This is a genomic window from Streptomyces sp. NPDC004610, assembly GCF_040609715.1.
GTDB lineage: Bacteria > Actinomycetota > Actinomycetes > Streptomycetales > Streptomycetaceae > Streptomyces.
Genome location: NZ_JBEXLA010000041.1, coordinates 58,019 through 82,541 on the forward strand (window position 1 = coordinate 58,019; position 24,523 = coordinate 82,541).

Sequence of the window (24,523 nt, forward strand, 5' to 3'; positions counted from 1 at the left end):
GCATTCGGCCGACGTGAACAGGTGTGCCCCGGGGGTGGGATCCGGCCACACCACTTCACTCTGTCGGCGCCGGGAAATCTGGTGCGGGGGCTCGATACGGGGTCCCGCAGCGCCTGAACACGCAACTCGACACGGCACCCGCCCACAGCACGCAAGCCCACAGCACACAAGCCCTGACCGACGGCGGATTGGACGATCACGGTCCGGGACGAGTGGTGCGGGCTGTGGTCCGGTCCGGATGCCGAGGCGGGGCTGACCATGCCCGGGGGGTCAGGGTGTTGCGGGGGTTGGGCAGGCGCTGAGGAGCGCGCGGGCTCGGGTGCGGAGGGCTTCGTCCTGGCGGATGACACGGCCTTCGACTCCCGAGCGGACCACCCGGGCATCACCGTCGGCAAGGGCGGCGAGCCGCCCCGCGTGGTCGCCGTTCAGCACGACAGGACCCAGCGCCTCCAGGGCATCGCAGGCACCCACCGGATCCGCGTCCGATTCGGCCGACCGCAAGGCTGTCTCGGCGAGCGCGGCGCGGTCCAGCGAGGCGGGTTCGGCCACGGCGCGGAGCGCCAGCACAGCGGCCGGTGCCTGCGTCGGATCGTCGAGGGCCGCTTCCAGCCGGGCCGTGAGCGCCCGCCCCGCGCCGCCGAGAAGGGCCGCCGCGCGGGCGGCCCGCACCACCGACCACCGGGACCAGGGGAGTTGTTCGGCGCGCGCGAAGACGGAGTCCAGTACGGCGACCACCTCGTCCGCGTCGCCCGTGATACGCCACAGAGCCTCGGCAAGAGCCGTGTCCGTGTCCAGCACGGGCGTGATGTGGTCGTCGTCCGGGCCGCTGAGCGCCTCGCGCAGGGCGGGCGCAAGAGCCGCTGCCCGGGGACCGAGCGCACCGGCCGTCCTGGCAGCCTCCTCGCGCCCGTCGGCGTCACGCACGAGGGCTTGTTCGAGGCAGTGCAGCAGGGGCGCGAGTTCGCCGCCGAGGTCGCTCAGGGCCTTCGCCGCCGGGAGGGATTCCCGTGCGGCCACCAGCGTCCGCAACGCGGTGATCGCCTGGGCACGATCCGCCGGGGCGGATCCGGCGGCGACGGTGGCGATGGCCGGGGCGACCTGACCGGGAAAACGCGGGAGCGCCGCGCACAACTCGGGCAGCGCCGGTGCCGCCCTGGCGCCCCAGCCCGCCAGCAAGCTCGTCAGCCGCCAGGGTTCGTTGCCGCTCAGGGCCTCGGGCCGGGCAAGACGGCTTCGCACGGCGTCGAGGAGTGCGCCGCTGTACGGGAACGGAGCGTCCTCCGGGCTCTGCCACCCGGCCGCCGCGTCCAGGGCCCGCGGGCGCCGCCCGAGCCCGGCGGCCAGGAGCGGGCCCGACTGCGTGGGCGCGACGAGTACGAGCGCGGCCAGAGCCCGGTCCGCATGGTCGTCGTCATGGTCCGGGTTCCGCCCGGCGAGGGGGGCGAGGACGTCCGCGGCCGGAGCGGCGACGCTGCCCAGCCGGCCCAGCAGGGACGAGACGGAGATCACCGACTCCTCGTCGACGGCCGCCGTGCGCAAGCCTCGCACCAGCCGCGGCGGGGCACTGCGCGAGACCATGCAGGCGCGGTCCGCGGCCCAGATCCCTTCGGCCCGCACCTCGGCCCGGTCGTCATGAAGAGCCGCGTCGACCAGCGCGAACGCCGCCTCGCGATCCGTACGGCTCCCCCGGCCCAGGAGCGCCGCGACGACGGCGGCCAGCGGCTCGCCGCGGCGGAGGTCGAAATCGGAGCGCAGGGCGTCGGCGGGCAGCAGGGACAGCATCGCCCGGTGCACCGGCGCGGTCCACGCGGCGCTGGCGTCGAGGGAGGCGAAGACGGCGGCCATGAGCACTTCGGCCGACTGGGGTGAGTCCAGGACGGCGGCGGCCAGCGCCGCTCCGCCCCGCGGGTCCAGCCGCGCGATCCCGGCCAGGATCTCCGCGCGCGCGGAGGACTCGGGCTCCTCGTTCCAGCGGGCCCGGAGGGCGGGGAGCACAGTGGTGGCCGCGCGGGTGTGGGACGCCGCCCAGGCCGCGGTCCGGCGAATCTCCGGGTCCGCGGAGGCCAGCAGCGGCAGCAGCAGCGGCAGTTGGTCCGCCACGGCCGCCCTGACCGTGCCCGGCGCCACACCGTACTCGTCCCCGCTCTCCGCCATGCCGCCGAGCAGCGCCAGGACGTCCGCCGTGCGGTGGCCGCTCGCCGCGATCCGGGCCAGGAACGGCACCGCCTCCGCGGTGGCGGCGTAGACCGTCCCCTGATGCAGAACGCACCCGTACAACTCGTCCAGCGCCTCGTCCGCCGCATCCACGTCCGCGCCGGTCAGAGCCCGGAGCAGATCGGGAACATCCTCCGCGCCGCCGTAGGCATGAGAGAGGGAAGACCAGGGCCGGGCATCCAGGCCATCGAGCGGGTGTACGAGATCCATGAGCCGCATCGTGCCAGGAGCCACTGACATCCTGGGTTGTCTGCTGTCTGCTGTCTGCGGCCTGCCGCCGGGCTCACCGGCCAAGCTGAAGCCGGTCCGTGGGCTTTCATCGCACGCCGACGACGAGGTGAGCGGCCCGCCGAGAAGTACGGGGCGCTCACCGTCACCGGGTGAAGGACAAGACCCTCACCCTAGACACCCGCGTAGAGCCGCCGGTGCCACCATCGGTACGGATTGCCACTCCAGTCCACCCAGTGGCTTGGATCAGGGTCGGGCAGTGTCCTGCTTCGGAACTCCGCATCAAGAGAGGCGAGTAGTCGTCGCAACTCGGATCGGGCCGGGAGCGGGAGGATGCCCACCTTGTCCTCCAACGCGTCCCTGACCACCGCGATGTCGTCGTACCGGCACCCGGGGCACGCCGGGCACTCCGAGGCGGTCAACCTCAGCTTCCGACCGGGTCGGCGCAAGAATGTCCGGTAGCTGTGGAGGAACTCCGAGGTTCGCCCAGGCTGGACCTCACCGCTGCGGGAGGAACCATGTTCCACCAAGTGGATCGCGGCACTCGTATCGGGCGACAGACGGTCGACGGGCGGCAGTTCATGCGCCCACTCGGGCGGTCGGCGTTCGCGCAGGGCGCGGATCGCCCCCGGGCGCTTACGCGGCATGGGTCTTTCTGGTGGTCATCATCGGCGCCATGGTGCCATCAGCCGCACTCGATACGCCAGAGCAGGTGCCTACCGCCCTTGGACGGCATGAGTGGATCGGCTCAGGCGCGTGGTGGCAGGACCTCGATGATCTCGGCGATGCCGGTGGCGGGTCGGGCCTCGTGCATGGTGACTATGTCACCGGGCTTCAGGTGCTGCCACTGTTCGGGCTGTAGGGGAGCCAGGCGCACATCGGCTGTCTCACCGGGGCCGAGTTGTGGTGCGAACTCCACCCACAGGCGCGCGATGTTGAGGGCTTGTTGTCCGTCCGCGGTGCGATTGCCGATGTCCCACATGGGTCTGAGTCGGCCGTCCCCCGAGAAGGCGCTCCGTCGTCCGCCCTCGTCGGTTCCCAGCAGACTCAGGGTCGCGCGGATGGTGCCGAACGTGACTTCCCAGCCCCGCCACTCGCACCAACGACGCCGACGGTCGAGCATCATCTGCCGAGCAGCCTCGGCGAGTGTCTCCCAGAAGGTGACGGACACGGGATGGACGTCCGCGATCTCGATGAGCGCGTCGAGTGCCATCTCCCATTCCTGGAGCCCGATTTCTCTGCGAACCTCTCGGGCCGTCTGGCCGTTCGCTGCCATGGCGTCCTCGGGCAGCAGGTCGACCGCATGCCGAAGGAGGGTGAACGCGTCATCCATGGAACCACTGCCTGCGGGACGACGAGGCGAGCGGCTCACTTTCGCCGACCGGCGCCATCGGCGGCAAGGCGCCCCTCGAATCCGTCGAGGAGTGACTGAAGGCCGAACTCGAAGGAACTGTCCGGCGCCGCGGCGTACTCCCTCGCGGCCGTGGTGTCGAGGCGCTCGCGCAGGCGTGGGAACTGCATGGCGGTCTCCGTGGCCTGTGCCACGGCGTCGGCCATCAGCTTCTCCGCGTCCGCGCCGTTCTTACCGAGCCGGCGGTTCAGCGAGACCTCCGCGGCAGGGCCGAGTGCGCTGCCGAGTACGAAGGTGAACACGGCGGCTGCCGCCCGGTCCGCGGCGTCGGCGGTGAATCCCGCCTGTTCGTAGATGGCCAGGCTGAGATCGTTGTAGCGGGCCTGGGCGGGTCCATGCAGGAGGTGGCTGCCGAACGCCTGGACGAGCCAGGGGTGCCGGGTCAACATCGCGTGCATGCTGTCGGCGTGGGCGGTGGCGGCCGTGCGCCAGTCGGTGGTGGAGAGGTCGGGCAGCTCGACCTCGTGCCAGATCGCGTCGCTGGCGAGGCGGACCAAGTCGTCCTTGCCCTTGACGTGCCAGTAGACGGCGGTGGCGGCCGAGTCGAGGCGTTTCGCCAGGCTGCGCATGTTGAGGCCGTCCAGCCCCTCGTCGTCGAGCAGTTCGATGGCCGCGCGGACGATCCGGTCCGCGGTCAGGGTGTCTCTGGGCATGGCGACCACCTTACTTGAACTTAGTTCACGGGAGGACTTGCACATAGTTCAAGTCGGCCTCTATGGTGTTTCTCGTACTTAGTTCAAGTACCCGAAGGGGGAGCAATGACGCAGGACATGCTGAACACGCAGGACGCTCAGAAGACGCAGGTCGAGCTGTCGGACTTCGTCGACGCGCAGGCCACCGAGCTGGGCGTGCCCGGTGTGGCCGTGGGGGTGCTCCTGGACGGCCAGGAGATGTACGCCTCGCACGGCGTGACGAGCCTCAGCAACCCGCTGCCGATCGACGAGAGGACGCTGTTCCCGCTGGCGTCGGTGTCCAAGACCTTCACCGCGACCGCGCTGATGCGCCTCGTCGCCGAGGGGAAGGTGGACCTGGACGCGCCGGTGCGGCGCTATGTGCCCGAGCTGAAGCTCGCCGATGAGCAGGCCGCGGCGCAGATCACCGTACTGAACCTGCTCAACCACACCGCGGGTCTGGACTGGAATCTGATCGACGACGGCGAGGGCGACCGTTCCCTCACCGGGCTCATGGCGAAGCTGCCGCAGCTGCCGCTCATCGCACCGCCCGGGGCCCGCGCCTCCTACAGCCAGGCCGGTTACAACCTGGCCGGGCGGGTCGTGGAGACGGTCACGGGCCAGCCCTTCGAGCAGGCCATGGCCTCGCTCGTCCTGGAGCCGGTCGGCCTGGCGGACACCGTGTACGGCCTGACCGAGGTGATGGTCCGCAAGTTCGCGGTGGGATACAACCGCGGCGACGACGGAGAAATGCGCCCCGCCCGGCCCTGGGCGGCGTTCAAGGAGGGAGCGCGCGCCGACAACCCCGGCGGCGGCCTCTCCTCCTCGGTGAGCGATCTGCTGCGCTGGGCGCGGTTCCAGCTGGGCGACGGCGAGGGCGTGCTCCCCGCCGCGGAGCTGCACCGTATGCGGGAGCAGACGGTCGCGCTGCGCGCCAGCACGCTCGGCGACGGCTTCGGCATCTGCTGGTTCCTGCACGACCTGGACGGCCTGCACGCGATCGGGCACGGCGGCTCGGGCAACGGCCAGTTCGCCGAACTGCTCATCGTGCCCGAGCGCAACTTCGCGGTGGTCTCCCTGGCCAACGCCGGCCCGAACGGCTACCCCTTCAACCAGTCCGTCGTCCGATGGGCACTTGAGCACTGCCTCGGCGTCGTCGAGAAGACGGTGGAGCCGGTCCCGTACGAGGAGGGCCGGGCGCGGGAGGTCGTCGGGCGGTACGAGATCGACGCCATGAACCTCGACATCGCCACCGACGGCACACGTCTCACCCTGGCGGTCGGGATCAAGCCCGAGATCCGTGAGGCCTCGGACGAGGACATGCCCCCGGACTACCCCGCCGCGACCATGGGTTTTCTTGCCGGAGACGGTGATGAGTACCTGGTCACCGAGGGCGGTCTTCAGGGGCAGCGCGGCTACTTCTCCCGTGACGCCAACGGTGCGGTGACCGGGGTCGACCTCGCCGGCCGGCTGTTCAGCCGGGTCACCGACACGCCCTGAATCCCGCGCTGGCACACGGGCTGTCCCGGGCGGGTGTTCCGGCACGGCGGCCGGTTCGTGTGCGTCAGCCGATTCACGGGGACGGTCCGGCTCCGCCGTGGTCCGTAGTCTTGACTTGCTCTCATCTGCACGGGCGGGCGGGGCGCGTCCATCAGGCGGCATGGCATCCCAACAGCTCGCGGTTCTCGGCTGCGGCGCGGGTGGGGGTGTTACGGGCAGGTCGGGCCCTCAGCCGTCAGGAACCCGCCTCCTTCCGGAACTCGACTTCCGGCATGTCGCCCCTCGGCCCCTCCAGCACCGGCGCCCCGCGCCCCCGCAGATGCAGGTCGAAGAAGGCCAGCAGCAGTTCCCGCTGAACCGCCAGCGACCGGGGTGCGTCCAGGGTCCCGATGAGCGCGGCGACCAGTTCGGGCGACGCGCCGATACGGGGGGCGGCCTGGGGGAGCAGGGGAGTGTAGTCGGTGAAGGAGAAGTGCGCGGAGCCGGTGAGCCGCAGGAAGCGGCGCCAGGAACGCAGACGGGGCCAGGTGTCCAGCCAGCTCCGGGGGTCGGGCTCGTCGGCGCCGAGGAGCAGGAGCGGGCGGTCCAGGCCATGGGTGAGGACATCGCCGAAGAGGGCTCCGTCGAGGTTCGCCCCGGCCAGCACGGGCAGGCCCTGGCACATCACCTCCGCCGCGGTGGCGCCGCCCAGCGAGTGGCCGAACATCGCCGTGCGGGAGAGGTCCATGATCCGGCGCAGACCGGAGGGCAGAGCGGGGTCGCCGTCCCGGACCGCGCGGGTGAGCGTCGCCAGGGTGTGCCGGACATCCGCGACCCGTACCCGCAGTGCCCGCTCGACGATCCGCCGCTCCTCCTCGGGCGGCAGCTCGGGTGTCAGTTCGGGCATGCCGTATGTCTCCACCCGGCCGCCGGGGAACTCGACCTGCCCGGCGTCATAGGTGTGGTCGAGCGTGATGACGACATAGCCGTGGGCGGCCAGATCCTCCACCAGGGAGAGGCCCGAGGTACGGTGCTGGCCGTGGCCGTGGGAGTAGAGGATCACCGGGCGGGCGCCGCCCAGGGTCCGGGCCGGGAGGTCCGTTCCGGCGTGGGAGTCGGGCAGGGTCACGTAACCGGCGGGCAGGACGCCCGACGCCTGGAAGTGACGGGCCGCCGCCGGGGTCATCCAGGGGGCCCGGGTGCGGCCGGGCGGGTGGGCCGCCGGGTACCAGATCTGCGCCATGAACTCCCGCACCGGCCGGGATGGCACCCAGGGGTCCCGCCGCGAGCGGTCCACCAGCCGCAGGGTGTGGGTGCCGATGGGGTGACGGCCGGTGGGTGCGGGCAGGGTCAGGCGCAGGGGAGGAGCGGGTGTCGTGGGGGTGGCCGAGGCCGTGGTCGTGGCGGTGGCGGTGGCTGTGGCTGTGGCTGGGGTGGCGGCGGCCAGGGCTGTGGTTGCCGCCATGGTGCCGGTCGCGGCCAGCACCGCGCGGCGCGTCCAGGGTCGGCTGGAGGGGCCGTCGCCGGGCTGATGATTCGTCATGAGGTGAGTGTCCGGGCGTTCGGACGGCCTCACCATTGCGGTCTGTCACCCGCTTTGGTGACGGATGTCATGCACGGACCGACCGACCCTCTCCGCCCCCACCCACCCACTGGTTGCCACCCCATCCACCGACTACCCCCAGCCCGCCACCCCATCCGTCGGCTCCCCCGGCTCCCCCCGGCCCGCCACCCCGTCCACCACCCACTACCCCCCAACCCGCCGCCACTCCCGTACCAGCAGATACCCCAGATACGCGCCACCCAGCGCCATGGTGTAGAGCCCCACCGGCAGGTTGTCGAAGAGCGGGAGCTGCTGGGCCGTCAGATCGGCCAGTACCAGCAGGAGACCGCCGAGAAGGGTGGACATGACCAGGTGGGGGCCGCCGTTGCGGGTGACCCGCTTGGCGATCTGCGGGGCCGTCAGGGAGATGAAGGCGATCGGCCCCGCCACGCTCACCGCGCCCGCCGACAGCACGATGGACAGCAGGATCGCCGCCGTCGCCGTCCGGGCCGGACGCGCGCCCAGTCCCGCCGACAGATCGTCGCCCATCTCCGCGACCCGCAGCGGGCGGGCCAGCAGCGCGGCCAGGGGCAGGGCGAGGAGCAGCACGAGCCAGATGGTCCGGGCGTCCTCCCAGGAGCGTGCCGACAGACTGCCGTTGATGTAGGCGGTCAGCGCGCTGGCCCGGTCGCGTTCGACGGCGTAGACGACGTACTGCGTCAGGGCCGTGGCCATCGCCGAGACCCCGATGCCGGCGACCACCAGCCGCCCGGGGTTGCGGAACCCGGTCCCGGTACTGAGGTACACCACCGCCATCGCCACCAGCGCCCCGAGCAGCGCGCCCACCGCCACCGGCACCGCATTCGGCAGGAACAGCGCCGCCGCCGCGGCCCCCGCCCCGGCACCCGCGCCCAGGCCGATCACATCGGGGCTGCCCAGCGGATTGCGGGTGACCGACTGGAACAGCGCCCCGGACAGCCCGAACGCGGCGCCCGTGGCGATCGCCACCACCAGGCGCGGCCCGCGCAGCCGGTTCAGTACGAACGCGTCGCTGCCCGTCGCGTCGCCCGCCAGCGCCGACGGCAGTTCCGGCAGCGCGATCCCGAGGCGCCCGAGGGAGAGGGTCGCCACCGCCGCCGCGGCCAGCAACAGCAGGGACACCCCCGCCGCCGTCACCGTCAGATACCGCACGGGCAGGGCGATCCACGGACCGACCCGCAGCACCCCCCGCCCCGGCCGATGCCGCTGCCCGGCGGACCCGCGCTCCTTGACCGCGGTGGAGCCACTCGCCCCACCCATACCGCCCGTACCAGTCATGCCGCTCATGCCGCCCCCCGCATCCGACGCACCGCGAACAACAGCGCCGGAGCGCCCACGAACGCGGTGATCACACCCACCATCAGCTCCTGCGGACGCAGCACCACCCGGCCCACCACATCCGAGAACAGCAGCAGGACCGGGCCCGCCAGTGTGGTGAACAGGATCTGCGCCCGGAAGTCCGCCCCCACCAGCGCCCGCACCACATGCGGAACCGCCAGCCCGACAAAGGCGATCGGCCCGACGGCCGCCGTCGCGGCGGCGCTCAGCAGGGTCGCCGCGAGCAGCCCCGCGCCCTTGACCCGCACCGGACTGATCCCGAGCGAGGCGGCCTTGTCGTCGCCCATCGCCATGGCGTTCAGCCCCGGAGCCAGTACCAGCGCCAGCACGAACCCGACCGCCACGAACGGCAGCACCGCCCAGAACGCGTCATAGCCGCGCCCCGCCAGCGACCCCACCACCCAGTACCGGTAGGTGTCGAAGACCTGCGGCCGGGACAGCGCCACCGCCTGCACGAACGCCGCCAGCACCGCCGACAGCACCGCGCCCGCCAGCACCAGCCGGACCGGGCCGCCGCCCCCGCCCGCCGTGCCGATCACATGGACCACCAGCCCGGTCAGCAGCGCCCCGGCCAGCGCCCACCAGATCGTCTCCCGCTGCCCGGCCGCCCCGAAGTACGCGGTGCCCGCGACGATCGCGGCGGACGCGCCCGCGTTGATGCCGAGCAGTCCGGGCTCGGCCAGCGGATTGCGGGTGATGCCCTGCATCAGGGTCCCGGCCACGCCGAGGCAGAGCCCGGCCATCAGCCCCAGTACGGTCCGTGGATAACGGCTCTCCACGACCGTACGGGTGTAGCTCTCGCCGTCCCCCGTCACCACCTCCAGGACGGCGCGCAGGGAGGTGGGCTGGCTGCCGAACATCACGCTGGCCAGCAGGGCGCACACGAGCAGCAGCAGACACAGCAGGAGTGCCGAGGCATAGCGGGCGGGGCCGCCCCGCCGGAGCGCGGCGGGGCGGCCCTTTCCGGGACGGGTGGAGGTGAGTGTGGTCAACGCCGGTTCCCGTGGGTGAGGTCGTCGTCGGGTCGGTCGGTACGGCGGTGGCCGACTACTGCGCGACTCGCTCGACGGCCTTGTCGATCATCGGCAGATAGCGGTCGATGCTGTACGGCACGGTGAGCGAGTTGATGATCGAGGAAGCGGTGACGAAGGGCTGGTCGTTGCTGTGGACCAGCGCCTGGTTGCGGACCGCCGGGATCGCCCCGTACAGCGGCTGCGCCTCGACCTCCTCACGGGTCTTGGCGTCCGAGTAGAAGGTGAACAGCACATCGCTGTCGCTCAGCTTGTCCGCGTTCTCCAGGCCCATGACCGCCGAGTCGGTGCCCGGGGTCTCCTCGAAGGTGTCCACCACCGGGTCCACCTTCAGCCCCAGCTTGCTGACCATCGCCACGCGCTGCTCCTGCGGCTTGAAGATGCCCAGGGTGCCGGGGCCGCTGTTGTAGATGTACGAGAAGGTGATGTCCTTGTACTGGGGGCGGCTGGCGGCGGCGTCGGCGAGCTGCTTGTCGATGTCGTCGATCAGGACCTGCGCCTGGTCGGGCTTGCCCAGGGCCTTGGCGATGATCTCGATCTGGTTGTCCCACTTGGTCGACCACGCCTCCTCCGGGTACGCGACGGTCGGCGCGATGTCCTTGAGGATGTCGAACTGGTCCTGGGTGACGCCCGACCAGGGGGCGAGGATCAGGTCGGGCTCCAGCTCGGTGATGGCCTCGATGTCCAGTTCCTCACCGCCCGTGAACTCCTCGGGCAGCTCGGCGCCCCGCTCCGTGATCGCCGCGTGCACCCACGGCAGATAGCCGGTGTCGTCGCTGCCCCACGGGTAGTCCTCCACGCCGACCGGGACGGTGCCCAGGGCGATGGCCGTCTCCGCCGAACCCTGGCCGAGGGTGACGATGCGCTGGGGCGCGCTCTCGATGGTGGCCTCACCGAGCGCGCTGTCGATGGTGACCGGGAAGGCGCCCGCGGTGGCCCCGGCATCACCGGAAGCGGCGTCGTCACCGGCGGTGTCGTCGGACCCGCCGCAGCCGGTCATGAACAGGGCGAGCGCGAGGGAACCCGCGACGGCGAGATTACGGCGACGGAAGGGAGAGGCGGCGAAGGCCATGACGCACCTTGTCTACTGGACGTACGGGGGTGTACGGGACGTGCGGGGTGTTGCCGGGTGTGCTGGACGCACGGGGACGTACGGGACGGGCAGGACTACGGGACGGGCAGGACGTACGGGACGGGCAGGACGTACGGGACGGGCAGGACGTACGGGACGGGCAGGACGTACGGGACGGGCAGGACCTGCGGCGTGAGCGGCAGGGTGTTGCGGGGAACTGCGGGGGAACGCGGGGGACTTCCGGGCACCACGAGATACGCCTCGCCGGGGCGGAGACGCGACCATCATCAAGCGACAAAGGTAAGCCTAACCTAAGCCAATCTGTCCGGGGAGGCCGGGACGCCCGAAACCTCTGAGAACCGGCGCAACCGGGCACAGCCCCGTGGCCATCCGGAACAACGCCCCCCGGCCCCCTCCGGCACCCCTGGGCCCGCGCGAGCCCGCCCCGGTACCGGGTTGGAGTGGCCGATGAGGAGGAGGCGCCCCCCGGGCCCGCGCGAGCCCACCCGCGCCGCTTCCGCCCGCTCCGCCTCCGCCGGGGCGGCCTCAGTCGAACAGGGCGGCGAGCGCCGCGGTCACCGTGGCGGCGAGGCCGATCACGGCGGCGAAGGTCGCGGCGGCGCGGGTGAGGGCGGTGGGATAGCCGGCGCCGTCCATGCGGGCCAGCTTGCCCGCGCAGGCCGCGGCGAGCAGCGCGACGACGATCACGAGGGCGATGGTCTGGAGAACCACGGCGACGACCACGGCGGGATCCCTTTGCTAGTACGGGTGTTGACGTGGTCGAAGGTCGTGGAAACGGTGTGCGCCGGGGTCCGGACGGACGAAGATGAACACCGGCGAACACACCTCAGGACCGGGGGCGGGCACGTGCGCGACGAGCAGGACGACGGCCGCGGTGCGGCGCTGGCCGAATTGCGCGGCAGGCTGGCCGCCTCGGTGGCGGTGGCCCGGCTGAACCGGACGCAGCTCGCCGCCCGCGCCGGGCTGGGGCGTACGACGGTGTCGGAGGCGCTGTCCCCGAACGGGCCCGTGCCGTCCGCGGAGACGGTGGCGGCGCTGGCCGGGGTGCTGAAGCTGCCGCCCGGGGAACTGCTGGCGCTGCACCGGACCGCGTCGGCGCCGCACGTCGTCGGCGACGAGGGCACGGTGACCGCGGACGGGCCGGGGCGGGCGATCGAGGGGTACAGCCCGCACGATCTGGAGGTTCATCCCGCCGGGCCCGGCAGGATCGCCTCGGGCTGCGGCGGCGTCGGCGGGGCGCAGGAGTTGCCCGGGTATGTGTCCCGGGGGCATGACCGGGTGCTGGCCGGGGCGGTGAGCGACGCGGCGGCCGGGCGCAGCGGGATCGTGGTGCTGGTGGGGACGTCGTCGACGGGGAAGACCCGGGCCTGCTGGGAAGCCGTGCAGCCGCTCGCGGACCGGGGATGGCGGCTGTGGCATCCCTTCGACCCGACCCGCGCACAGGCCGCGCTGGAGGACCTGCACCGGGTGACGCCCCGCACGGTGGTGTGGCTGAACGAGGCCCAGCACTACCTCGGGGACCGCGCGTTCGGTGAGCGGATCGCGTCCGCCGTCCACCAACTGCTGGTCAGCCCGGAGCGCGGTCCGGTCCTCGTGCTCGGCACGCTCTGGCCCGAGTACGCCCACCGGTACACGGTGCTTCCCGCCCCGGGCTCGGACGATCTGCACAGCCGGGTCCGTGAACTCCTCTCCGGCCGGACTCTGCCCGTCCCCGACGCCTTCGACAGCCAGGCCCTGGCCGCGGCAGCCGCGCTCGCCGAGAACGGTGACCTGCTGCTGGCCGACGCGCTCACCCGGGCCCGCGACGACGGGAGGGTGACCCAGGACCTGGCAGGCGCTCCCGAACTCCTCAACCGCTACCACAACCCCCGCACCCCCGCCGCGAAAGCGCTGCTGGAAGCGGCGATGGACGCACGCCGCCTCGGCGTCGGCCCGCATCTCCCGCCTGCCTTCCTCACCGACGCCGCGATCGACTACCTCGGCCAGACCGACTACGACCAGCTCACCGACGACTGGGCCGAAACCGCCTACGCCGAACTCGCCGAACCCGTCCACGGCAAGCAAGCACCCCTGCGCCGCACCACCCCGCGGCCCTCAAGGCGTTCCCCGGCCCCCGCCATCGCGCCGCAGGCGGAGTCACGGCTCCGGCTCGCCGACTACCTCGAACAGCACGGCCGCACCGCCCGCCGCCACCTCTGCCCGCCCGCGTCCTTCTGGCACGCCGCCCATACCCACCTGACCCACCCCGACGACCTCAACAACCTCGCCCAGGCGGCCGAAAGCCGCCACCGTCTGCAATGGGCCCACCACCTGCGGCACCGCGCCGCCGACCTCGGCAACACCGCCGCGCTGTACCGCCAGGCGGAGCACCGGGACGCGGCCGGAGACCAGGAGGGCGCCGAGGCCCTGCTGCGGGAGGCCGCCGACCTGGGCAACATCAGCGCCCTGTACCGCTTGGCGGTGATGCGGGAGAGGGCGGGGGATCGGGATGGGGCTGCGGTGTTGGCTCGGCGGGCGGCTGATCTGGGTAATACCGGTGCGTTGTATGACTTGGCGATGATGCGGGGGAGGGCCGGGGATGAGGAGGGTGCGGTGGCGTTGGCCCGGCAGGCTGCCGATCACGGCGACCTCGACGCCCTGTACCGCTTGGCGGTGATGCGGGAGAGGGCGGGGGATCGGGATGGGGCTGCGGTGTTGGCTCGGCGGGCGGCTGATCTGGGTAATACCGGTGCGTTGTATGACTTGGCGATGATGCGGGGGAGGGCCGGGGATGAGGAGGGTGCGGTGGCGTTGGCCCGGCAGGCCGCGGATCACGGCGACCTCGACGCCCTGTACCGCCTGGCGATGCTGAAGGAGCGGGCAGGGGACCCCAAGGGCGCCGAAGCCCTGCTCCGGGAAACCGCCGACCTCGGCAGTACCAGCGCCCTGTACCTCCTGACGGAGCTGAGGGAGGTGCCGGAGCTGACGGAGGTGACGGAGCGGCGGGAGCGGAGGGGGCAGGCCAAGGCGCAGGACGGCGCCGCAGCCCCGGCCCGGCACACCGCCGACGGCACCGGCGCCCTGTACGACCTGGCCGTGATGAAGGAGAAGGCCCACGACCAGGAGGGCGCCGAGGCCCTGCTGCGGGAGGCCGCCGACCTCGGCAACGTGGACGCCCTCCACCGCCTTGCCCTGATGAGGGAGAAGGCCGGAGACCGGCTGGGCGCCCAGGCCCTGGCCCGGCAGGCCGCCGATCTCGGCGACACCAGCACCCTGTACCGCCTGACGGTCATGCGCGAGAAGGCCGGGGACCAGGACGGCGCCGAAGCCCTGGCCCGGCAGACCGCCGACCTCGGCAACACCGGCGCGCTGTACCTCGTGGCCGTGATGAGGGAGAAGGCCAGGAACCGGGAGGGTGCCGAGGCCCTGCTGCGGGAGGCCGCCGACCTCGGCAACATCAGCGCCCTGTACCGCCTGGCCGTGATGCGGGAGAAGGCCGGGGATCAGAACGGCGCCGCGGCCCTGGCCCGGCGGGCCGCCGACCAGGGGAACAACCGCGCCCCGTACCACCCGCGCGAGATGAGCGAGCTGTTCACCGGGCTCTGGCCGCACGGCCTTGATCCGGACGGCACGCCGACACCCCCGTGGCAGGCATCGACGTCCGACCTCCACGCTCGGCAGTCACCGCCGGCCGCGACGTAGGGTTGCCGCTGCTGCGGCTGGCGACACGGTTCTCGTGTCGGTCAGTCACTCCAGTCCGGACCGACCGATCTCAGTCGGCTCTCAGTCGGCACAGTGGAAGGAGCCGATCAGATGGTCGAACAGCGGAGCGTGGACTTCTGGTTCGATCCGGTGTGCCCCTACACATGGATCACCTCGCGGTGGCTGGTGGAGGTCACCAAGGTACGGCCGGTGACCGTTCGCTGGCGGGTGATGAGTCTCTCGGTGCTCAACGAACACCGGGACGACAACCCCGAGGGCGAGTGGGAGGAGTACATGTGGGCGCCGGTACGCGTGTGCGCCGCGACGGAGGAGCGGTTCGGACAGCGGGCGCTGGGCGACCTCTTCACCGCGATGGGCACCCGCTTCCACCTCCAGGGCGACTGGGGAAACCTCACCGCGGCCCTGGCGGACGCCGGTCTCCCCGAGGACCTGGCGGAGGCCGCCGAGTCCACCGCCCACGACGCGGCGATCCGCTCCTCGCACGCGCGGGCCGTCGCCCTGGCCGGCGGCGACATCGGCACCCCCGTGATGGCCCTCGCCGCGCCCGACGGCGAGCGGGTCGGCTTCTTCGGACCGGTCGTCTCCCCTGCCCCCACCGGGGAGATGGCGGGCCGACTGTGGGACGGCTTTCTCCTCATGGCCACGGTCCCGGGCTTCTACGAGGTCAAGCGCACCCGGACAGAGGAGCCCCGCTTCGACATGGCAGGCTGACACGGGCCCGCCCCGAGGGGCCGGGCTGGGCACCGGGACGCGGCGCCCCGCCACGGTCTGTCGGACCCGGCCCGGCAGCGGAAGTTGGCCCCGCCCGGCCCCGCCCGGCATGCTGATCCTGATCCGGTACGCCGGGCCCGAAGGGGGCGCGTGGCAACGCGACGGGGGACTACGTTGATCATCTGGGTGAATGGCGCGTTCGGCAGCGGGAAGACCACGCTGGTGGACGAGTTGCGTCCGCGCTGGCCCGAGGCACTGGTCTACGACCCGGAAATGGTCGGCTATGTGCTGCGGGAGATCGTTGAGGTGCCGACCGGCGACTTCCAGGACCTACGACTCTGGCGATGCCAGGTCGCCGACCTCGCCGTGGGCCTCGTCGAGGAGTACCGTCGTCCGGTCCTGGTCCCCATGACCCTGCTCGATCCGGACTACATCGGTGAGATCTTCGGCGTGCTGAAAGGCGCGGGCATCGACATCCACCACTTCTTCCTCAAGGTCCCTCCAAAGATCCTGGCGGAGCGGATCGACGGCCGGAGTTTCACCCCGGACAACCCCGAGCAGGACGAGAAGGTCCGGCGCTGGTGCCGCGACAGGATCGAGCCGTGCATGGCCGCGATCGGCACCCTGCCCGGCGGCACGGTGTTCCTGGACGGCGAACTGGCCCCACGGCACCTGGCCGACCAGGTGCTGACCCGGGTCCGCACCGGAACATCCGGCGGCCTGTGACCGCAGGCGCCGCCCCCTCGAACCGGTCGAGAACAGCCAAAACCCGGCTTCAGCGGGCGAGCGCGGCGACCAGAATGTCGTAGGCCCGCTGGTCGACAGAGCGCGCCTTCCTGCCGGCATCTTTGGCCGGTTCCGGGAGTCATCCGGCCTCCTCGGCGGGAGTACTCTCGCCGCTGATGGCCTGGCCTCTCCTGCCAGCGGCTTGCGAACCGGGTGGCGGCGGAGCCCAGCAGCACTGACGCGCGAGGAGGACGACGATGTCGTGGGTGAGCAGCAGCCTCCGGGCTCTCAGTGGTGAAATGCGGGCGCGGTGGCACGGATACTTCGTCGGCTACGGGCGGCAGGACTGACGTCCGCCTGCTCGTCCGCCCGAACAGCCGTGATCCCGAACGGACTTGATCCCAGCGTGGATGGAGGACAGTGTGATCGCATGGATCAGCAGGGGCCTGCGGGCTCTCACCGGTGAGGCGCGGACGCGCCGCAACCAGTACGGCGACAGATACGGGCGCCCGGACTGATGTCCTCTCGGTAGGAGGACGGGCCGTACGGACGTTTCACCCTGTGCCGGAGGGGAGAGCCCGACGACTGTGTTGCTGGACAGGAAGAGCCTGTGGCCGCAGCTCAGGCGGTGGGAGGAGCAGGCCGCGGGCCGCCACGGTCCGTTCCTGCTCCGTTTCGGCACCCTCTTCGTGGCCGACGCCGACGCGGCCCTGACCGTACTCGCCGATCCCTCCGCCGACTATCTGTCCCAGTCCGGATTCCTCCGCCTCGGGCCGCAGACCCTGCCCCCGACGGTACGGAACGAGGCATCCCGCCGACTGGTCGGCGTGCTGGCCCGACACGACCTCCCGGCGTCGTTCGACCTCGACTCGGCTCTCGGTGAGGTCAGTGACGCCCGCGGACGCCTGCACCACCAGCGCTGGGGCGTCGAAGTCGTCCGACGGTACTTCGCCCCGGCCATCGCACACCCGCGCCACACCGAGATCAATGCCCTCATCGACGCTTACACGACGTCGAGCATCGTCGCCGACGACATCGTCGGCCATGTGGTGAGACGCTCGCACCGTACGGTGCCCGCCATCCGCGCCGGGCTCGCCGCGCGACTGGACCGGCTGCGTCCGGCGGAAGACGGCACGCAGGACCTGGTCGACCTGGTGCTGGGGCTGCCCGGAGAGCTGTCCACCGCCGATCGGGCACAGTTGCTGCAACGCCTCGTCCTGTCCACGGTCGGCTTCACCGGTGTGACGCTCGAATGGGTCGTGCTGCTCGGCATCCGGCACGGCTGCAACACCCCGGCGGTGCGGACGGAGGACGTCCGTCAGCTGGTGCGGGAGACGCTGCGCCTGTATCCGACCGCCTGGCGCCTGATGAGAGTGGCCGCCGCCGACCACGACCTGGGCGGCACCCGGGTCCACGAGGGTGAGCACGTCCTGATCGGCACGCACGCGATCCACCGGTCGCCGGCCGTGTGGGACAGGCCGCTGGAGTTCCTTCCCTCGCGCTGGCAGCGACTGACCGACGACCAGAGGCGCGCGTACCTCCCCTTCGGCAAGGGCGCGGGCATGTGTCCGGCGAACGGCTTCGCCCTCAAGGCCCTCGAACACCTCGGCCACCGCATCCTGCGCGACTACCGGGGACACGTCCGGATGCGCCGTCGCAGACCACATGTCCGCACACTCCTGGCTCCGCCCGGCGGATGGACGCGACTCACGCCCGGCCCGGGAACCGGACGGGGCGGCGCCGGTGCTTGAGTGCTGCGGTGTGGGCAGGGCGCACGGCCTGCGGAGCGGTGTCGTCAGGGGGCGGCTCCGACCCGGCTTCTTCGTTCGTATCGGTGATCAATCGGCGTTCCTGAATCCATAGTGGCGTGCTGGAGGGTCCGTACGGTGCGGGGCGTGTGTTGTCGTACATCGACGCCTACGACATCGCCGCCTGTGCGGCAGTGCTGCTGCTGACAGAGCCGCTCCGAGGCGGCGGAACCTATGCGTTCACCGGCCCGGAGGCGACGGCTCCCCGCCCGAAGGGGCACCCCGTTCCTCGTTGCCGTCGCCGTTGCCGTCGCCGTCGCCGTCTCGGTCTTCGTCTCCGCCCTCACGATCCGAGTCGGAGGAGTCCTCGTGGCTGGACTGGTCGTCCGGGTCCGGTTCCTCCTCGCTGGTCTCGCCGTCCGATGATTCCTCGACCGTGGGGGCGGCCGGGTCCGGTGGTGGGAACAGGGACGCGAAGCGGTCGTAGTCGGTGGGGGCCAGCAGTCGACGGGCCTCGGCGTCGAACTCGGAGCGTTCCTGGAGGAATCCGGGCATGGGCCCACGGCGCTCGACCTCGGCCCGTAGCTGCTCCAGCAGTTGCCCGGACGGGTGACCGGCGGGAGCGGCGGCGAGGATGCGGTCCAGGGTGCGCGCCAGCTCCCGCCGTTCGGCCCGCACATGGTGGCGGTAGAGCCGGTTGGAGTTCTCCAGCACCCGGGAGTTGCTCTCCTGCCAGGACGTGATCGGTGGGGTGGTGGGGTAGGGGAAGCTGTGGGCGTGGGCGTCGGTGAGCAGCAGCGTGGGATCCAGCGGCAGCGTCGCCCCGTCGGTGCTCCAGGCGCCGGGGCGCTGCTGCCGGTCGACGGCCAGCTGATGGTGCACCTGGGTCAGGGGGCCCTGGTAGAAGCGGTACGTTCCGGGCTGCGACGACAGGCCCAGGGCCTGCATCCACTGAGGGATCGTCAGGAGCCCGCGCTGGAGGGTGGGGTCGAGCACGAAGGGCACGGTTCTGCCGCCGACGACCGCCGCGTGGACCACCGGGGCCACATGGAACCTCCAGGACACCTGCCCGGGGGCGTCCCTGGTGGCGTTGAGGGCGGTGTGGGTCGTCACGGTCAGTTTGGTCCCCGAGGCCCGCGCCGCGTACACCTTCTGGGGCATCACCCCCCAGCGCATCAGTTGCAGGGCCCACAGGTGGGAGCGGTAGAAACAGCCGTCCTCCGGATGCCCGGTGGTGACCGGGACCGTGCCGTGCCGGTAGTGCTCGAAGGTGAGATCCGCCAGTTGCCGGTACCACTGGCCGACCTGCGCCACCGGTACGGCAGCCCGGTCGGCGAACCCCAACGCGTCGGCGATCCGGAAGCCGTAGGTCGGCCACTTCGCCATGAGCGCGGGCCCCATGAAGTTCCCGTGCTGTCTGCGCCAGGCGGCCTCGACCGTCCACACCTTGCGCAGATCGCGGTCCAGGGCGTCCAGCAGGGACAGGGCGCTCTGCGGGTTGTCCTCCTGGTACGCGAGGTGCACCTCCTCCGTGTACTCCACCACGGCGGGCAGCGCCGGCTCGTCGGCCGGACTCCTGGCCGCCATGTGCGGCAGCGCCTCCTCGGCGGGCCGGGTGTCGGTGCTGAGCCCGAGACGGCGCGACACCGCCGGGAGATCCACGAGGTTGAGCCGACCCTGCTCCACCGCCCGGTTGAGGTCGGTGGCAAGCTCGGCACCGGTCAGGTCCCGGTACGCGGTCTGCAATGTGCCGGAGTCGAGCAGCTGGGGGCTGGAGGACCACCGTTGCAGCAGGGCCAGCAGGCCCCGGGTGTCGATCGGCTCCGACTCCAGGTGGCGTGCGATCTCCCGGGAGTAGAACTGCTCGGCCGGCTCCGCCTGGTGGGCCGGGACCGGGACCGGGGCTGGTGCTGGTGCTGGGACCAGGGTTGGTGCCGGGGCCGGGGCGTTGTCGTCCGTCTCGCCGACGGTCCCACTGACCGTGCCGCGTCCGGGTCCTTCGGGCTGCGGGGTCGGTGTCGTACGTCGCTCCTCCGTAGCCGTCACCCCGGCCGGGGCGGAGTCCTCGTCGGGGCCGGGCGTCCGGCGAGTGAGGCGTGACGGGCCCGCCTGCTGGGCGGCGGTGTCCTGCGGGGTCGGGTCACCGGCGTGCCCGGCCTCGTCGGCGCTCCGCCGCGGATCGTGCCCGCTGCCCGTCGCACCCCCGCGCATCCTGACAGTTCGGCCCGCGGTGATCCGGCCCGCGATCTGTTCCGCCAGATCCCGCAGATTGACGCCCGCCACGGGCCCGTGCACCTTCCGGAGCACCCGCTGGACGGTGGCCTCGTCGACGGCCCCGCGAGTCCACCCCAGCCTGGGCAGCCGGAGATTGACCTCATTGCGCAGCAAGTCCAGCGGGAACCGCTGATCGTGCGCGCCCGTTCCGCGAGGCCCCGCGTGGGTGTGCGGCTCGGCGGACGGCCGATCCGTCTCCCGGCCGCTCACCACGAGGGTGTCGAAGACATTGTCGGCCAGGCGCCGAGACCCCTGATCGGTTCCGTCGTCCCCGTCGGCGGGCGGAGTGTCAGGTGTCGGCGGATCGGCGGGAGTGTGCTGCTGAGGGAACGGGCTCTCGTGTCCGGGGCCGAGTGGTCCCCGCGACGGCTGCCCGGTGACGGGCGGGCGCGGCGGGCCCGACACACCCCCGATGGGTGGCGACTCCAGGCGAAGCCGGGTGAGATCGGGCATGGGGGTGAGTCCGGCGAGCGGGACCTCCGCCGTGAACTGCGCGTAGGCGGCGTGACCGGGCCCGGCGGAGGTGGGCGCCACCGTGACGGAGTTCCCGGCCGGCTGGATCACCCACCGTGAGTCGGTGGACAGCAGCCGGTCCAGTCGGGAGTCGGCCGGTCCGGTGTGTGCCCCGTCCAGCTGACCGCGCGTGGTGAAGTACGTCTGGATCACGTTCGGCCCCGGGTTCTTCCGCTCACCAGGGAGGGCCGAGGTGGTGGGTGACATCACTTCGGGAATGAAGACCGGCACCGGCCAGGGTGCCGTCCCGGTGGTCGCGAGGGCCCTCTCTTCCGTGTCGTAGTAGTTGCCGTCGATGCCGAGGAAGAACGTGTCCTTGTCCACGACGATCTTGAGGCCGGTGGAGTGGACGGCGAGGACGTCTCCGTACTTGAGCGCGCTGGACGACCTGAGGATGTACTTGAGTTCGGCCTCGAAACCGAAGCCCTTGTAGGCGGTGGTGGGGGGTGGGTCGGTGAGGGTGCTGTACGAGGTGTGGTCAGGGGTGTGGGTGAGTGCGCCCTCGGTCGTCGTCCGGGCGACCCGGCCGTTCGGGGTGATGACGACGGCGCGGGTGTCGCGCGGGGCCGGGGCGGGGGGATGCTGGGTGACCTGCTGGTGTGGGGACCTGGCCTGGAGTTCGGTCCAGCGGGTGCCGTCGGCGGTGCGATGGGCGGCATAGGCGTGGCCGGGGCCGGTGGTGTTCTGGGTGAGGATCAGCGCGGTGGAACCGGTTCCCGCGGCTTCGAGGGCCCTGTCCAGGGTGGCCCAGTCGGTGACCGGGGCCCAGCCGGGCCCGGCGGCGAGACGGCGATCGGTACGGGGAGTACCGATGCCGATGTCGTCGCGCATACCACTCCCGGCCTGGGCGGGACTGTGCGGCTGCTGCTGCCGGAACGCCTCGGGTGTGTTGTGCGGATACAGCAGACGGGCCAGCTCTTCCAGCAGGATCACATGCTCGTCGAGGTGCGCGGGGTTCTGTGCGTGGGTGGCGGCGATGGCGTCCCGCACTGTGGTTCTGAGCTGGTCCGTCGTCAACGTGGTGTGCGGGAATGGGTCCGTCAACTGCTTCAGCAGGGCCGCCCGGTCGGCGAGACCGAGCGGCAATGGCTCGTCGATTCCGGCGCGCTCGGCGTCCGCGCGGGTCGCGTCCTCGTCCTCGTCCTCGTCGGGGTCGGGGTCGGTACGGGCTGTGCTGTCCGTGAACGCGGAGCTGAGGGAGTCGACGGAGTCCTCGGAGGTGAGGGAGCTGTCGGAGGTGATGGAGACGGAGTCGGAGGTGTCGTCGGATGAGCCCGAGCCCGAGTCCGTGTCCGTGTCCTGCGGGAGTGGGTCGGAGAGGCCATTGGAGGTGGTGCTGGTCGGGTGGGGTTCGGTGCTGTTGTCCCGGTGAGGTGCCGTACCCGTGGCGGGGGAGCGGGTCTCGGCGGGCCGGGAGTCGGCGGACCTCGGTTCTGAGGCTCGTGGATCCGATGTGCGTGGGTCCGTTGGCCTCGGGTCCGACGCCCTCAGGTCTGATGTCTTCAGGTCCGACGCCCTGAGGTCTGACGGTCTCAGGTCTCCAGGCCCTCCCATCCCTCCAGTCGCGTACGCCCCAGGCGGCGGTGGCGTGATGGTGGTCGATTCGGATGAGGTCGGCGAGGGGACGTCGATGGGCGTGGCGGCGGCGACCGCCGGATTCCACGAGGCCGGTGACGTCAGCGGCGGCCGTCCTCCCGGGCCGGGTATGTCCCGGCCACCCTCTCCCGGTGTCGTCCCCGGCAGGTCACCGGACCGGTACGGAGTGGGTGACGCGGAGGTCAGGGGTTGGGCGTCATACGGGGTGTCCCGGTTCGGAGGGTCGCCCGGTCCGGTGCCGCGCGACGTCACGTCGGTGTCGCGTCCGCTCGCGGTCGGCCAGAGGCTCGGACGTTCGGAGCCACCGATGCCGGTGACCGGGTCAGGAGCCGCCGACGGCCCGGCATCGATCAGGGGAGGGGTGAACGCCTGGGGGATCAGGACCGGCCAGTCCGGAATGTCGACCGGCTGACTGCTGATCAGGAGGTCATCAACCGTCGGCATCGTCGGCATAGTCGGCGCCCCGGAGCCGACGCCCGTGGTCGTCGTGGACACACCGCCACTCGGGCCACCACCCCCGACCGTGTTCACGACACCGGGACGGACGGTGCCGATGTCGTCGCCGTCACCCGTGTGGGGGTCGGTCGAGGCAGGGGAGGCCCCTGTGCCCGGGTAGGTGCTCGGATCGGAGACGAGTGGGATCTTGTTCACCTCGATATCGAGGTTCGCCGGTTTGAACTTCCTCGCCAGCCATTCGGCACCGGAGTTGAAGATGCTCGCGGCCCGCTCGCTGGTGATCGAGGTCAGGAACCCGCCACCGCTGACGCTGAAGGTCTTCTGCGTGATCCCGTTGAAGACCATCTCGGAGCCGAGGCCGATGATTCCGTCACCGACGGCGTGCAGGGTGAAGTTCACGAACCTGCTGCCGAAGTTCTTCGTTCCGAACAGATCCTGCACCGATGTGGACATGGCCCGCAGCACATCGTCCCCGAAGGAGGCCGGCAGCCGCCCGTCCAGCACCGATCGCAGGGAGCCGCCCAGGGTGCCCTGGTGGATGTTGCCGAGGAAAGTGTCGGCCCAGTCCCGGCCCAGGGCCCGTGCGGAATCCTCGCCGCCCATGTCGTCACCGAAGCGTCGGGCGAAGATGTCACCCATGTCGGAGACGAACGGCCGATTCGTCCCCAGGGGATCCTGGTCGCGGGAGATCCGGTTCGCCACATCCGTGATCCGGTCTGCGAAGTCCCGTGCGAACACCCGGTCCGGACCACCGATGGCTCCACCACCCAGGGGCGGAAGGCCGTCCCCCGTGAACCCGCCCACGTTGTTCTCGGGCCGGGGCACCAGCCTCGGAGTCCCGCCCACCCCCTTGTCCGAAGCGTTGTCCGCTACGTCGTCGGCCACGTCGTCCGTCGTGTCGCTGGCGAGGGTCTTGAGGTTCTTGAGGTCCGGTCGGTTCGCCAGCGCGTCGCTGAGGTTCTTGAGGAGTCTGTCCCCGGCTCCCTTGTGCATCCGCTTGATCACGTTCTGCGCCAGCGCCGACGCCCCGAACTGGACCGGCACCGCCACGAACCCCGCGATCGACCCGAAGATGACGGACTGCTTCAGATACGCGTCGCCGTTCGCCGACACCTTCCCCTGCTTGGCCAGACTCCACTGTGCCAGCCGGTCCATCGCCGCAGCGAGACCGATCTGGAGGACCTGCTGCGACGCAATCGCGGAGGTCAATCTGAACATCAGGCTGTTCAGAATGTTCCGGTAGAGCGCACGCAGATACGCCTGGCGGATCATCGCGCCCCAGGGGTTCCAGATCGCCATGACGAACGTGACCGCGAACTCCACCAGGAAAAGGCCCAGTTGGAGCAGGATCATCAGGATCGTGTACTCGGCCTGGTACGCCGACTCCTCGGCGAAGTCACCGAGCTGCTTCGCCGCGTCCCGCAGCCCCTCCAGGAGCGCCTTGCCCTCCGGTGACGCCAACGTCAGCATCGCCTCGTAGTACGCCTCGCTGAAATCCCCGTTCGACTCTGCCGACACCGACTGAGCCACCCGCACCAGTAGTTCCTGGAGCTGTACGAGCTGCTGCTCCAATTCCCGCTGCGGAAGCACCAGATGCTCACGCATCAGCGTCGGGTCGAGATCCGGCATCGCCTGGCCGGTCAGCACCAGGAACAGATGATTGAGCTCTTCGGAAGCCACGGCCCGAGGTTAGTTCCGACCAGATACAAACCGGCGCCGCTGCGGCCGGTACGTGACCGAACGGCCCCAC

16 protein-coding genes are annotated in these 24,523 nt (G+C 71.4%); 6 read left to right on the top strand and 10 right to left on the bottom strand.

Annotation, left to right across the window (positions count from 1 at the left end):
- Positions 1-270 precede the first annotated feature (270 nt).
- A complete protein-coding gene (locus ABZX40_RS34570; protein WP_355735459.1) occupies positions 271-2,424 on the bottom strand; it encodes a hypothetical protein in 2,154 nt (717 codons plus the stop codon).
- A 351-nt stretch (positions 2,425-2,775) separates the two neighbouring features.
- Between ABZX40_RS34570 and ABZX40_RS34575 the strand changes: the two genes are divergently transcribed.
- On the top strand, positions 2,776-2,904 hold the full coding sequence (locus ABZX40_RS34575) for a hypothetical protein (protein ID WP_355735462.1): 129 nt from the start codon (positions 2,776-2,778) through the stop codon (positions 2,902-2,904).
- Positions 2,905-3,190: 286 nt separating this feature from the next.
- On the opposite strand, the gene ABZX40_RS34580 is transcribed toward ABZX40_RS34575, so the two are convergent.
- A complete protein-coding gene (locus ABZX40_RS34580; protein ID WP_355735465.1) occupies positions 3,191-3,775 on the bottom strand; it encodes a hypothetical protein in 585 nt (194 codons plus the stop codon).
- A gap of 35 nt (positions 3,776-3,810) precedes the next feature.
- Positions 3,811-4,506 (bottom strand): TetR/AcrR family transcriptional regulator, encoded by a 696-nt coding sequence (locus tag ABZX40_RS34585; RefSeq protein ID WP_355735468.1) that lies wholly within the window; start codon positions 4,504-4,506, stop codon positions 3,811-3,813.
- Between the two features lie 105 nt (positions 4,507-4,611).
- Between ABZX40_RS34585 and ABZX40_RS34590 the strand changes: the two genes are divergently transcribed.
- On the top strand, positions 4,612-6,024 hold the full coding sequence (locus tag ABZX40_RS34590) for a serine hydrolase domain-containing protein (RefSeq protein ID WP_355735471.1): 1,413 nt from the start codon (positions 4,612-4,614) through the stop codon (positions 6,022-6,024).
- 235 nt (positions 6,025-6,259) lie between these two features.
- Here the strand turns inward: ABZX40_RS34590 and ABZX40_RS34595 are convergent, their stop codons facing one another.
- From ABZX40_RS34595 to ABZX40_RS34620, 6 genes are all read right to left on the bottom strand, one after another.
- Positions 6,260-7,546, bottom strand: a complete 1,287-nt coding sequence (locus ABZX40_RS34595) for a lipase (RefSeq protein WP_355735474.1) — start codon at positions 7,544-7,546, stop codon at positions 6,260-6,262.
- 204 nt (positions 7,547-7,750) lie between these two features.
- Entirely contained in the window at positions 7,751-8,863 is a 1,113-nt protein-coding gene (locus tag ABZX40_RS34600; protein WP_355735771.1) for an iron chelate uptake ABC transporter family permease subunit, read from the bottom strand.
- 5 nt (positions 8,864-8,868) lie between these two features.
- A complete protein-coding gene (locus ABZX40_RS34605; RefSeq protein ID WP_355735477.1) occupies positions 8,869-9,915 on the bottom strand; it encodes an iron ABC transporter permease in 1,047 nt (348 codons plus the stop codon).
- A gap of 55 nt (positions 9,916-9,970) precedes the next feature.
- Positions 9,971-11,026, bottom strand: coding sequence for an iron-siderophore ABC transporter substrate-binding protein (locus ABZX40_RS34610; RefSeq protein ID WP_355735479.1), 1,056 nt, complete (start codon positions 11,024-11,026; stop codon positions 9,971-9,973).
- A gap of 95 nt (positions 11,027-11,121) precedes the next feature.
- Entirely contained in the window at positions 11,122-11,274 is a 153-nt protein-coding gene (locus ABZX40_RS34615; protein WP_355735481.1) for a hypothetical protein, read from the bottom strand.
- Between the two features lie 298 nt (positions 11,275-11,572).
- Positions 11,573-11,770, bottom strand: coding sequence for a hypothetical protein (locus tag ABZX40_RS34620; protein ID WP_355735483.1), 198 nt, complete (start codon positions 11,768-11,770; stop codon positions 11,573-11,575).
- Positions 11,771-11,893: 123 nt separating this feature from the next.
- Between ABZX40_RS34620 and ABZX40_RS34625 the strand changes: the two genes are divergently transcribed.
- From ABZX40_RS34625 to ABZX40_RS34640, 4 genes are all read left to right on the top strand, one after another.
- Complete coding sequence (locus ABZX40_RS34625) at positions 11,894-14,728, top strand: hypothetical protein (RefSeq protein ID WP_356009012.1); 2,835 nt, start codon at positions 11,894-11,896, stop codon at positions 14,726-14,728.
- A gap of 111 nt (positions 14,729-14,839) precedes the next feature.
- On the top strand, positions 14,840-15,460 hold the full coding sequence (locus ABZX40_RS34630; RefSeq protein ID WP_355735491.1) for a disulfide bond formation protein DsbA: 621 nt from the start codon (positions 14,840-14,842) through the stop codon (positions 15,458-15,460).
- Positions 15,461-15,634: 174 nt separating this feature from the next.
- Positions 15,635-16,186, top strand: a complete 552-nt coding sequence (locus ABZX40_RS34635; protein ID WP_355735493.1) for an AAA family ATPase — start codon at positions 15,635-15,637, stop codon at positions 16,184-16,186.
- Positions 16,187-16,773: 587 nt separating this feature from the next.
- Positions 16,774-17,937 (top strand): cytochrome P450, encoded by a 1,164-nt coding sequence (locus ABZX40_RS34640; protein WP_355735496.1) that lies wholly within the window; start codon positions 16,774-16,776, stop codon positions 17,935-17,937.
- A gap of 237 nt (positions 17,938-18,174) precedes the next feature.
- Here ABZX40_RS34640 and ABZX40_RS34645 read toward each other — a convergent pair whose 3' ends face one another.
- Positions 18,175-24,453: a protein-glutamine glutaminase family protein gene (locus ABZX40_RS34645; RefSeq protein ID WP_355735499.1), complete on the bottom strand. Its 6,279-nt coding sequence runs from the start codon at positions 24,451-24,453 to the stop codon at positions 18,175-18,177.
- Positions 24,454-24,523 lie beyond the last annotated feature (70 nt).